Annotated in this window: 10 protein-coding genes and 4 pseudogenes; 13 read left to right on the top strand and 1 reads right to left on the bottom strand. The window is 52.6% G+C overall.

The features are described from left to right. The 8 genes and pseudogenes from AACY49_RS28855 to AACY49_RS28890 all read left to right on the top strand — a co-directional run. The coding region (locus AACY49_RS28855; RefSeq protein WP_339527570.1) for an RHS repeat-associated core domain-containing protein at positions 1–1,187 on the top strand (1,187 nt) is incomplete at its 5' end. Further along, a complete protein-coding gene (locus tag AACY49_RS28860; RefSeq protein WP_258698187.1) occupies positions 1,184–1,948 on the top strand; it encodes a pentapeptide repeat-containing protein in 765 nt (254 codons plus the stop codon). The genes AACY49_RS28855 and AACY49_RS28860, both read left to right, overlap by 4 nt. 379 nt (positions 1,949–2,327) lie before the next feature. Continuing rightward, positions 2,328–3,524: pseudogene (locus AACY49_RS28865) on the top strand (RHS repeat-associated core domain-containing protein); the annotation flags it as partial. A 397-nt stretch (positions 3,525–3,921) separates the two neighbouring features. After that, positions 3,922–5,070 (top strand): ankyrin repeat domain-containing protein, encoded by a 1,149-nt coding sequence (locus AACY49_RS28870; protein WP_339527571.1) that lies wholly within the window; start codon positions 3,922–3,924, stop codon positions 5,068–5,070. Positions 5,071–5,248: 178 nt separating this feature from the next. Continuing rightward, entirely contained in the window at positions 5,249–5,416 is a 168-nt protein-coding gene (locus tag AACY49_RS28875; protein ID WP_258698197.1) for a hypothetical protein, read from the top strand. Between the two features lie 5 nt (positions 5,417–5,421). Continuing rightward, positions 5,422–6,051, top strand: coding sequence for a hypothetical protein (locus AACY49_RS28880; RefSeq protein WP_339527572.1), 630 nt, complete (start codon positions 5,422–5,424; stop codon positions 6,049–6,051). 124 nt (positions 6,052–6,175) lie between these two features. Further along, positions 6,176–6,905: pseudogene (locus tag AACY49_RS28885) on the top strand (RHS repeat-associated core domain-containing protein); the annotation flags it as partial. A 372-nt stretch (positions 6,906–7,277) separates the two neighbouring features. After that, positions 7,278–7,991 carry a hypothetical protein gene (locus AACY49_RS28890; RefSeq protein WP_258698199.1) on the top strand — a complete coding sequence of 238 codons (714 nt, stop codon included), beginning with the start codon at positions 7,278–7,280 and terminating at the stop codon, positions 7,989–7,991. On the opposite strand, the gene AACY49_RS28895 is transcribed toward AACY49_RS28890, so the two are convergent. Further along, positions 7,971–8,291 (bottom strand): hypothetical protein, encoded by a 321-nt coding sequence (locus tag AACY49_RS28895; protein ID WP_339527573.1) that lies wholly within the window; start codon positions 8,289–8,291, stop codon positions 7,971–7,973. The two genes, AACY49_RS28890 and AACY49_RS28895, sit on opposite strands and share 21 nt — an antisense overlap. A 103-nt stretch (positions 8,292–8,394) precedes the next feature. On the opposite strand from AACY49_RS28895, the pseudogene AACY49_RS28900 reads away from it, so the two are divergent. From AACY49_RS28900 to AACY49_RS28920, 5 genes and pseudogenes are all read left to right on the top strand, one after another. After that, a pseudogene (locus tag AACY49_RS28900) lies at positions 8,395–8,693 on the top strand (RHS repeat-associated core domain-containing protein); the annotation flags it as partial. Positions 8,694–8,727: 34 nt separating this feature from the next. After that, positions 8,728–9,243 (top strand): SMI1/KNR4 family protein, encoded by a 516-nt coding sequence (locus tag AACY49_RS28905; protein WP_320392702.1) that lies wholly within the window; start codon positions 8,728–8,730, stop codon positions 9,241–9,243. 43 nt (positions 9,244–9,286) lie between these two features. Next, positions 9,287–10,444 (top strand): ankyrin repeat domain-containing protein, encoded by a 1,158-nt coding sequence (locus AACY49_RS28910; protein ID WP_339527574.1) that lies wholly within the window; start codon positions 9,287–9,289, stop codon positions 10,442–10,444. A gap of 105 nt (positions 10,445–10,549) precedes the next feature. Then, the gene (locus AACY49_RS28915) at positions 10,550–10,921 is read left to right on the top strand and encodes a hypothetical protein (protein ID WP_258698207.1); all 372 of its coding nucleotides are present in this window, start codon (positions 10,550–10,552) and stop codon (positions 10,919–10,921) included. A gap of 24 nt (positions 10,922–10,945) precedes the next feature. Then, a pseudogene (locus AACY49_RS28920) lies at positions 10,946–11,475 on the top strand (RHS repeat domain-containing protein); the annotation flags it as partial. Positions 11,476–11,602 lie beyond the last annotated feature (127 nt).

The following is an 11,602-nucleotide window of genomic DNA, read 5'->3' on the forward strand; positions in this document are numbered from 1 at the left end:
ACGCCACCGGCCGCATCATCGCCAGCCAGGACAGCCTGCACGGCCAGCGCGAAACCTTCGCCTACGACGCCGCCGCCAACCTGTTGGACGGCCCACAACCCGGCGCCGGGCTGGTGGTGCACAACAAGCTGCTGACCTACCAGGACAAGCGTTACCGCTATGACGCGTTTGGTCGGATGATCGAAAAACGCAGCGCTAAACGGGGCCTGCAACGCTTCGGTTACGACGCCGAAAGCCGGTTAGTTGAAGTGCGCAGTGAAAACGGCAGCGTGCTCAGGATGACCTACGACCCGCTGGGTCGGCGCATCGCCAAGACCGAACACGACAGCAAGGGTTATCCACTGGGAGAAACCCGCTTCACCTGGGACGGCCTGCGCCTGTTGCAGGAACATCGCCATCAGCAGACCAGCCTCTACCTCTACGAAGACGAAGGTTACGAACCCCTGGCCCGCGTCGACGGCACCGGCCCGCTACAAAAAATCCGCTATTACCACAACGACCTCAACGGCCTGCCCGAGCAACTCACCGAGGCGGACGGCCACAACGTCTGGCAAGCAACGTATCGGGTGTGGGGCAACACGTTAGAAGAGGTGCGCGAGCCGTATTACATTGAAGAGCAGAACCTGCGGTTTCAGGGGCAGTATCTGGATCGGGAGACGGGGCTGCACTTCAATACGTTCAGGTTTTATGATCCGGATGTGGGGCGGTTTACTACGCCGGATCCGATTGGGTTGGCGGGGGGAGCGAACCTCTATCAATATGCCCCTAACCCATTGGGATGGATCGATCCATGGGGATGGGCACCATGCGGCTCAACGACTAAAAAGCTACAGGCTCACGCCAACGCAGCGAAAAAAGCCGTGTACCGTAACCCTCAACGCTCATTGACTTTAAAACAACGAGCGGCGGTCAAACGCGCCTATGACAGAGGCGACTTCGGACAGGCACGCTCTCGCTACCGTCGCTATGTAGGTCAAAGGATCGATGCCGAATTCAAACGTAGGGTGTTGGCAGATCCGTCGCTTGCACATCTGAATGTCGCGAAATCAGGACAACGCCTGCCCGATGTGTATGATCCGAAAAGCAAGTCCTGGTGGGACCTGACGACGAAGGCTGATTGGAAAAAAGGCACCCATCAACGGCGTTATGGCGATTGGGGCAATGGTTATGAAGGAGTATTGTGGTGAGTGACAGAATCCCATCAAAAACATTATCTGGCATTGAGCAGGACGGCCTCGTCCTGCCTGAGAAAACGCTTTTCAAAAATGAGTTCATTGGTGCCACCAAATTAAAGAACTCAACACTTTCCTACCCGATTTTTGACAGCTGTCTTTTGGAAAATTGCGAATTCGAGAAAACCGACTTCTCCAACTCAAGATTTTTCAACACAACAACCGTAGTCCAATGCACATTCAGCAATGTCGACTTTCGGGCAACAGGTCTAAGTGACAGCAGATTTGAAAACTGCACCTTCCTGAAGTGCGATTTTCGACAAACCGCACTGGTCGATTGCCACTTCAGCAACTGCACATTCAGCCAATGCAAAATCATTGACAACTCGCTCAACGCAAAAAAAATGACCCATGTTAAGTTCGCTGGAAAGCTCCAAGAAGTGAGCTTCATATCCGACCAGCCGAACACCCCACTGCTTGTCGATTTTGAGCTTTGCAAACTGGATTACGTCACCTTTCAAAACTGCGACCTTGAGAGCATCGTCCCACCTACTGATGCCCAACACATTTTCTTCAAGGACGTGTCAGCACGTGCGCAAAAGGCGCTCGATCACCTATCGTCTCAACCAGACAGCCCGATCAATAAGCTACTGAAGCGACGCTTGCAAAAGCTCACAACACAACGAGGGGCCCTCTTCAATATCAAAAATCTGGAAAGCTATGAAGGCTTGGAGTTTTCATCGCTTTTTATCTCCTTTCTCAAGGGCTCTGAATAGCGCTCGCGACGTTTCAGACTCCCCATTGGTCAGGCTAATGTCCTGGAAGTTCTTACCCACGAGCCCGTGAAGCGATTGCCTCACGAGGCTCGCTCAGGCCTACGTTGAGTATGGGAGTTCACGAGGACGTTACGAACCCACAGCCATCAAAAAGATGCCGGCCGAGGTGCTCGTTGGAAAATCGAGCATTGGGAGCGAAGAAACACAAATCCCGTGGCGAGGGAGCTTGCTCCCGCTGGGCGGCGAAGCCGCCCCAAAACAGGCTGACGCATTCTCCAGATAAACCGCATCAGCCGGCTTACGACGGCTGCGCCCCCGAGCGGGAGCAAGCTCCCTCCCACGGATCGCCTACACCTCAAAAGCAGGCATGTAACCCGCCTTCACCGACCTGCAAGGCAACGCCCAGCCCCTGAGCTTCGCCTACGATGCCACCGGCCAGTTGCTCGCCGAAAACAGCGCCGCCGGCAGCCTGCAACACCACTACGACGAACTCGGCAACCTGATCCAGAGCCAACTGCCCGATGGCCGCTGGGTCAACCGCCTGTACTACGGCAGCGGCCACCTGCACCAGATCAACCTCGACGGCCAGGTCATCAGCGACTTCGAACGCGACCGCCTGCACCGCGAAGTGCTGCGCACCCAGGGCCAGATCAGCACTCGCAGAGAATACGACCGCAGCGGGCGTTTACGCTCACGCCAACGCCGCCACAGCAGCCAGCCATCGCTGATGCCGGCGGCCGTGCAAAAGCACTTCGAGTACGACCCCGCCGACAACCTCATCGGCAAACTCGACCAGCAACCCGCCACGCAACACCGCCAACTGCTGCACTACGACGCCACCGGCCGCATCATCGCCAGCCAGGACAACCTGCACGGCCAGCGCGAGACCTTCGCCTACGACGCCGCCGCCAACCTGCTGGACGGTCCGCAACCCGGCGCCGGGCTGGTGGTGCACAACAAACTGCTGACCTATCAGGACAAGCACTACCGCTATGACGCGTTTGGCCGGATGATCGAAAAGCGCAGCGCTAAACGGGGGCTGCAACGCTTCGCCTATGACGCCGAAAGCCGATTGATTGAAGTGCACAACGCAAACGGCAGTGTGGTCAGGATGACCTACGACCCGCTGGGTCGGCGCATCGCCAAGACCGAACACGACAGCAAGGGTTATCCACTGGGAGAAACCCGCTTCACCTGGGACGGCCTGCGCCTGTTGCAGGAACACCGCCACCAGCAAACCAGCCTGTACCTCTATGAAGACCCTGGCCCGCGCGACGGCAGCGGCCCACTGCAAAAGATCCGCTACTACCACAACGACCTCAACGGCCTGCCGGAACAACTCACCGAAGTCGACGGGCGCAACGTTTGGCAGGCCACGTATCGGGTGTGGGGTAACACGCTGGAGGAAGTGCGCGAGCCGTATTACATCGAGGAGCAGAATTTGCGGTTCCAGGGGCAGTACCTGGACCGGGAGACGGGGCTGCATTTCAATACGTTCAGGTTTTATGATCCGGATGTGGGGCGGTTTACTACGCCGGATCCGATTGGGTTGGCCGGGGGAATAAATTTTTATCAGTAATCACCAAACCCCATCGGATGGACCGATCCATTGGGCTGGGAAACATGCAGACTGTCTAAAGCAGATAAAAAAGCAATGGGGACAAACCCACTACTGACGTCATGACGAGCCCGCATCGCCATCATACTGTGCGCAAAAAAGGAACCCAAGAATTGGACAGACAGCAATCGTCGATATGCGGCCCATGTACAGGGTGTCCTGAAGAGATTTGGTATCGGCTTGAATGACAGCCCTCATAACTTCGTATGGGCACCCAATGGCAGTGGGAATCACACAATCGCTAGCGCCCGCAAAGTGTCACGAACACTTGCAGAGGCCCGAAAAGGCGGAAAAAGCAAAGTGATTGAGGCACTGAATGCGATGGGCGAGAAAATGAGAAATGGTGAGTTCTTAGATGACTAGCCTGGAAAAAACATACGGAACAAATGCCCCTCTTGTCCGAGAACTTTATGCTCATATAGAGACGGGGAATGTTGAGTTTTTACGTGCCCAGCTAGACGCTCATCCAGAGCTGCTGGTCCCCCCTCGTTACGATCTTTTGAGCTATCCAGGACTTCTGCATCATGCCGCAGAGAGAAACCAGGTTGCAGTGTGTACATTGCTAGTTGATTTGGGCATTGACCTCGACCAACCCACTGCTGGCTCAGGCAATACTACGGCGCTTGCACTGGCAGCAAAAAATGGACATTTAGAAACAGTGCGCTGGCTTCTGGAGGCAGGAGCTGATGTTAATGGCTCTCCTCTCTCGGTTGCATCTCCGCTGATAACCGCCGTCACTTTCGGGCAAAAAGAAACAGTCGAATTTCTGCTCAAGTACCATCCGGACGTCAATAGGTTACATGCCAAGCTCAATCGAACGGCCCTCGATTTAGCTCAGAGCTGGAGCTTCCCTGAAATTTTCAACTGCTTGAAAGCACAAGGCGCTATCTCGGCCGTTGAAAAGGCGCCTGATGAAGAAACTCTGCCTGGAGCAGGGATTATCGATTTTGTGTGTAGGACCGCTGGCTGGGTATTACCTAAAGAACTAATCCCTCAATCCGGATCATTGGAAGTAAATTTCAGAGTCAGCTGCATCGCGAACAAAAACGACTTTAAACTCTTGTTTACAGTCGGTCTTTTTGTTGAAAAACCAAGCGCAGAACTTTTTATCTGTCTTCCCGGAAGCTGGCGCCTACCCAAAAAAGGCTTTGCCATCGATAGCCCCTGGATGTTCCCTCAGGCGGTACTGACTGTGTTGTCTGAAAACACCCTCAAAGACTCGCCGTTAACCGAGGGTCAGGTGATTTTACGAACGGATAAAGCCTTTAGTCAGTTGGGCTGGCCAGCAGATATTGAGGCGCTCATTGTCGTAGATAAAATTTGGAACACTACCGGCGATGCAGAAATTGAAGATCATGAGGATTCGGTAAAACTCTACGTTCTGACTCCTCTAAAACTGACAAAAAAGGGCCCCCCTGAAGGCGATGCCTTAGCCTCGCTCTTGGAGAAAAAACGTAAGGCAAGCTGGAAGAGCGTCGCTCTGACTTCACCTCTGCAAAATTGACGACACTCTCAACAGGATCTGAAGACAGCGCCAAGCGCTACGCCTATGACCTGTTGGATAACGTCTCGGCGGTCACGGCTGTTCCGGCGCCTTATGGCAGCGGCCTGGCCGTCGTCCCCGAGACGCCCCTGGCACCGGGAAGTTGCCCCCCAACCAAACCGACTCCAAAGTCTTCGACATGACTAAGCCGGCCAACACCTCACAACATCTGGGAGGGGGTACGATAAAACCTTCAGCCGGCACGCAGGGTACATTCAAGGTTGATACCAAAGGAAAGCCGGGGGTGCCGCTGGGTGGGAAAGGCGCACAGCACAATGCAACCTTCAATCTTTTAATCTACAAGTGAATATAATGAGCATAGAAATTCGTAAAAGTTTGGAAGCGGAATTACTGGCGGCGCTAAAGAAGACAACGTCATCCCACTTGGACCTGAAAGCAAGCAAAAACAAACTTGGCCTACTTATCTCCAAGGAAAAGCTTGGGGAAATTTATATACAACACTTGACCAAGGCCGATGGCTACTATGCGGGCCTGGAGGTTTATACATGCGAGGCATTTAGCTTCTGCATAAACCAATCACCGCCCTATCAGAGCCGACTGTTGAACTCATCTTTTTTGTCGAAAAGTTCATTATCGGAAGAAACAAAACAGTTTGGTGACGAGCTGGGCGGTATTATTAGAACCCCATCGCCTGATGAAATAAGCGCAACAGGCAAAAAAATAAACGAACGACTGATAAAATTTTACTTGTCTAAGGCAGAGGACTGCATCCTTGGCACGCCCTCATTAATTGAAGACGTATTGACCGAACCTGACAACTATGCGTACCCCTTTCTAACCGCATTATTTGCAGCACAAAAAAATGACCTGAGCCTGGACTCAGACGTCTTCAAAAAAGTCCTCGCAACCAAATCAATATTCGGAAACAAACAGTTTGATTTGGCTTTGGCAAATAAAATTCTGGGGGTAGGTAATAAGTAGGCCCCCAAAGGACTGTTCACCGAGATCGACGGTACCTGTCGGACGGTCCTTGGCAGGGTGAAAAAGCTGCTGGGCTGCGCCGCCGAGCGGGAGCAAACTCCCTCGCCACGAACTGCAGGGCAGCCCGAAGCATGGCGCCGGGCTGGTGGTGCACAACAAACTGCTGACCTACCAGAACAAGCGTTACCGCTACGGCGCGTTTGGCCGGATGATCGAAAAACGCAGCGCTAAACGGGGCTTGCAACGCTTTGCCTACGACGCCGAAAGCCGATTGATTGAAGTGCGCAACGAAAACGGTGCACGGGAAACGGCTGTGCGCATAACCTACGATCCGTTGGGGCGGCGTATCGGCAAGACCTGGCACGACACCAACGGCTACCCGCTGCGCGAAACCCGCTTCACCTGGGATGGCCTGCGCCTGTTGCAGGAACATCGCCATCAGCAAACCAGCCCCTACCTCTACGAAGACCAAGGTTATGACCCCCTCGCCCGCGTCGACGGCACCGGCCCGCTACAAAAAACCCGCTATTACCACAACGACCTCAACGGCCTGCCGGAACAGCTCACAGAGGACGACGGACATAGCGTCTGGCAGGCGACTTATCGGGTGTGGGGCAACACGTTAGAAGAGGTGCGCGAGCCGTATTACATCGAAGAGCAGAACCTGCGGTTTCAGGGGCAGTATCTGGATCGGGAGACGGGGCTGCACTTCAATACGTTCAGGTTTTATGATCCGGATGTGGGGCGGTTTACGACGCCGGATCCGATTGAGTTGGCGGGTGGATTAAACCTTTACGCCTACGCTAAAAACCCGCTCACATGGATAGATCCACTAGGGCTTGCGGGTTGCCCGACCTCTAAAATCATCAGCAATGCAAAAAATGGAAAAGTCCGAAGAGGAAAGGACTATCACGGGCGGTTGGGCAACGACATGGAACAGTGGATACTCAGTAGCCCTCAGGGGGTTTATCAGGCAAAAAATGGAAACTTAATATTCCATAAAGAGGGCAATATAGTGGTCACTCATGGCAAAGGTGGAGCACAAGGCAATGTCATCACAAGTTACGGACATAGCGGCCCTCGGGGTGAAAGCGGCGCTGCTATTTATGGTGGAAAGCTGAGCAACCCTGGATTACCCATTACGCCCGACATGATCTCTAACGGAAGCATCCCTAGACCCAATGGAGGCTTTATACCTCCCGCAACAAGACTAGAGGGATTCTAAGATGTTTATTCTTCACAATGTCGAATTGATAGAAACAGCAGAAATGCAGTATCAGGACGCTTCTATCACTTGGTCTTTTGGTGGTAACTCATCGCTTATTTCATTGACCATCAACAACAAAAGAAACACAAACTCTGAACCCTGGATCACAGAGCCCTCGGACTTTTTTTCGTTCAACGATGAAGGGAAGCTCACTTATTTAGGTCTGTCAGTTCCAGGCAGAAACAACGAGCTAGCCATTGAAGCCCCAGTTACAATGTTTGGCAAACTCAAACTTCACAACAAATTGCACACAGTAGAACCTACAATCACTAGAGCATTCGACCCCCGCAATAGAACACTTACCTGTATCAATAAGCAATTCACAAACGAGCATAAATATTCATTCATAAAACTCAAGGATGATATCAACATAATTCTGGCAGACAGCCATTATGTTGGTTATGTATTGAGCAACCCTCTAAACTACCTGACTGACAATACAAATGATTCGATCGACTCATCCTGCCCAGCTGATGACGACGAGTACAGTTTGATGAAGCTTTTTTTTGAAATAATGTCGGACAATAGGGTTGAAGAGCTGAATGACGACATGGCGCTGGTCACCATTGAACTAAGTAATGCGATACTGCCAAACATTCATTTGATTAGAAGCTCCTTCAGGAAAAAAATCATAAAATCTTCTGTCGAAGAGTTACTGGATTTTTACTCGTGATGCCCCGGGCCTTGTCCAAGTCGCCAGACAGATAGCGTAACGACTTGTGGTACTTCGCCACTCGCACCAGATCTTTTTCCTGAAGCGTGCCAGCCGGGTTAGATCAAGGTTGCCCTTGATGTTCTCTATCTTGACCTTTCTCGCCAACTCATCCGGATGGATTCGGGCGATGAAATCCTCATATGCCTCGCCGGGACATTTCGAGAGGCAGTCGATCGCCTTTATCGCACGCTCGGAGATGCCCAACGCCCTCAGATCGTCGAGGGTGACGTCACTGTCTTCGACCACATCGTGAAGCACGCTGACGACCTGCTCGTCCAGATCATCGAACTTCAGACGACGCCGCCAATCTCCTTAACGGTCCGCAACAAGGCGCCGGACTGGTGGTGCACAACATGCTGCTGACCTACCAGGACAAGCGTTACCGCTACGGCTCACCGAGGCGGACGGCCACAACGTCTGGCAGGCAACTTACCGGGTGTGGGGTAACACGTTAGAAGAGGTGCGCGAGCCGTACTACATTGAGCAGCAGAATCTGAGGTTTCAGGGCCAGTACCTGGATCGGGAAACCGGTCTGCATTACAACACCTTTCGCTTCTACGGCCCGGATATCGGGCGCTATACCCCCCTGACCCAATCGGTCTGGCGGGAGGGCTGAACCTTTACAGCTATGAGCCAAATCCTGTCGGGTGGCTCGATCCGTCCAACTATCCTGCCTTTAACAAGGAGTGCAACCATGCCTTTTTTATATAAACCCGGCCTGTCAGATGCGGACATACAGGGATTTGAGCAGCGTTTGCAAAAAAAACTGCCTTCGGATTACAAGGATTTCCTGAAAAAAAGAAACGGCTTTTATGCAACAGCTCCCGATTATGTAAGTCTGGCACTCGATAAGGTCGATGAAGGCAGCATCGCCTTCGACCGCCTTTTCGGCCTTATACCCGACGAAGAAAGCAATGATCTGCTGGCGTTCAACGAAGAGTTTATCGACGAGCTTTCCTTCCTGGACAACAGCATCGCTATCGGTGAAGACGGTGGCGGAAATCCATTTGTATGGGTCGTAGAAGCTGGCAAGGAAGGCCTATACTACTGGGACAGGACTCACTTGCACGAAAGTGACGACAAAAATGATTTTGATATCGCTGAGCGCGACGGCTGTGGAAATCTGTTTTTCCTGGCGCCTGATTTCACGTCGTTCCTTGACCTGATCCTCTCTACGCTTATCAGCCCGCCCGACTTCGTCGAGGAGTGATTCAGGCTCGCGCTACCAGAAAAGAGAAAAATGGATTTTTTAAATGAACAACCCAGAAGAAATTTATGAAAAGAACATCAAAACTTTATTAGCCATTCACGCAGACATCGCGTCGGGAAATGCAGCCTCACTAAAAAAGCGCCTAGAGAAAAATTCCGTTCTATTGCACCTGCCCATGTATGGCCTTATTGGTCATGAGACCCTGCTGCACATGGCTGCCGAACGGGGTCAAACCGAAATTTGCCGCTTATTGGTGTCTTTAGGTATCGCGCTGGACCAGCCTGCCGTCAGCTCCGGCAATAGCACGCCACTTGCCGCAGCCGCTGGAAATGGACATCTACAAACATGCCAATGGTTTCTTGAGGCCGGTGCTTTGGTGGATGGATGGCCTAACAGCATAACCACCCCGCTGATTGACGCGATTACCTTTGGGCATCAGGACGTCGTCAATCTTCTTATAGAACACCATGCCAACATCAATCGACTGCACACCAGGCTGAATACCGCGCCATTGGACATCGCCAATACCTGGGGATTTACAGGGATTGCGTCCACCTTAAGAAAATCGGGGGCGGTCAGTATCATGGACATTGTTGAAAGCCGGCCCGAGGAATTTGGTGGTTCTATAGTCACTTTCGTGCACAACACCGCTGGCTGGGTTTTACCCGCACAACAGAGTCCCTTCACTAATGAAGAGGGTCTGGAGCTGCGTATCAGCTGTATTGATGGCAAAAACAAGTTCAAGTTACTCTTCACCATCGGACTTTTTGCCAAAAGTCCTCATACCGAATTATTCGTATGCTTGCCTGGCGACTGGCCTCTCACGCAGCAAGGTTTTACCCCCCACAGTCCTTGGGTTTTTCCGGTTGAGTTGCTGTCTCTGCTCGCTCGCCACACGGTCGATGATGGCCCCTTGTCGGAAGGCTTCTTGATTCGTCGTTCCGAGGCCATGTATGCCAACCTGGCTTGGCCAGACGAAGTGGATGCTTTCGTGGCCGTGGATAAAGCCTGGGATACGAGAACTGAAAAAGAGATGATCCCCGACGATGAAAAGGTAACGCTTTATGTTTTGGTACCTGTCAAATTCACGAAAAAGGGCGAGCCTGACGCATCAGCATTGCGTGCTCTGACACAACGCAAACGTACAGCCAGTTGGGCGAGTGTGGTCATTCCCGCTCCGGATCCAGGGATAACACAGTAGAAAAGTGGAGCGGTTTCTGTGCCGCCTTCCTCGCCCTAGGCAACATCGAGGAACAGGACCAAGGGTCATAACATCCAGCATCCCAATAAAATAGTTGAGGCCGTCATGAAATACAAAGCATGCGAGAATTGCTATGCAAATTACGACCCTAAACTTAATAGATGCCCTGATTGCAACACCTCACAAGGACGGCTCGACGACGGAATAATTGTTTTTACCGAAGCCACCCGAGAAGAAATATCAAACCTCGGCGGGATAATCTGGAACATAATATCTATCGACTCTAAACAGCATATCTTGCCCTGCGAGTGGGGGGTAATTTATTTTCACAGTGAAACTGGCAGACACTGGAGCTACCTATGCGGCATTGTTGATAAAGTTACTGTCAACCAATATATAGAAGTAGCTCATGGGAGCATTAAAGATTTTCTGGAAATCACTAGCGGAAAACTTATAAAAAGAGAGTCAGGTTCATAAACATGACGCCCCCACGAATCCGATGATGCTAATGGCCGAATCATCACTAGCCAGGATAACCTGCACGGCCAGAGCGAAACCCTCACCTACGACGCCGCCGCCAACCTGCTGGACGGCCCACCACCCGCTGGCGCCGGCCGACTGATCGAACGCAGCGCTAAACGGGACTTGCAGCACTTCGGTTACGACGCTGAGAGCCGGTTGATTGAGGTGCGCAGTGGAAACGGCAGCGTGCTCAGGATGACCTACGACCCACTGGGCCGGCGCATTGAAAAACCGAGCACGCCCCCCACGGCTACCCACTCGGCGAAACCCGTTTGACCTAGGACGGCCTGCCCGAGCAACTCACCGAAGCCGACGGCCACAACGTCTGGCAAGCAACGTATCGGGTGTGGGGCAACACGTTAGAAGAGGTGCGCGAGCCGTACTACATTGAAGAGCAGAACCTGAGGTTTCAGGGGCAGTACCTGGACCGGGAGACGGGACTGCACTTCAATACGTTCAGGTTTTATGATCCGGATGTGGGGCGGTTTAAGACGCCGGATCCGATTGGGTGCGGATTCCACGCCATCCGGACACTCAGCCCACCAACATCCGGACACCTGTTCCACGCTCATTCGGACAAGCAGTCGGAGCGCAGCGACGCAGGTTCGCATTGTTAGTCTGAAGTCCCTATTGCCG

Origin of the sequence: Pseudomonas sp. EL_65y_Pfl2_R96 (genome assembly GCF_963970905.1) — a bacterium.
Lineage (GTDB): Bacteria > Pseudomonadota > Gammaproteobacteria > Pseudomonadales > Pseudomonadaceae > Aquipseudomonas.

What these genes read in the sequence shown, in the direction of transcription:
- AACY49_RS28870 (WP_339527571.1), top strand. Translation starts at nt 3,922, where the DNA reads ATGACTAGCCTGGAAAAAACATACGGAACAAATGCCCCTCTTGTCCGA.
- AACY49_RS28875 (WP_258698197.1), top strand. Translation starts at nt 5,249, where the DNA reads ATGACTAAGCCGGCCAACACCTCACAACATCTGGGAGGGGGTACGATA.
- AACY49_RS28880 (WP_339527572.1), top strand. Translation starts at nt 5,422, where the DNA reads ATGAGCATAGAAATTCGTAAAAGTTTGGAAGCGGAATTACTGGCGGCG.
- AACY49_RS28890 (WP_258698199.1), top strand. Translation starts at nt 7,278, where the DNA reads ATGTTTATTCTTCACAATGTCGAATTGATAGAAACAGCAGAAATGCAG.
- AACY49_RS28905 (WP_320392702.1), top strand. Translation starts at nt 8,728, where the DNA reads ATGCCTTTTTTATATAAACCCGGCCTGTCAGATGCGGACATACAGGGA.
- AACY49_RS28910 (WP_339527574.1), top strand. Translation starts at nt 9,287, where the DNA reads ATGAACAACCCAGAAGAAATTTATGAAAAGAACATCAAAACTTTATTA.
- AACY49_RS28915 (WP_258698207.1), top strand. Translation starts at nt 10,550, where the DNA reads ATGAAATACAAAGCATGCGAGAATTGCTATGCAAATTACGACCCTAAA.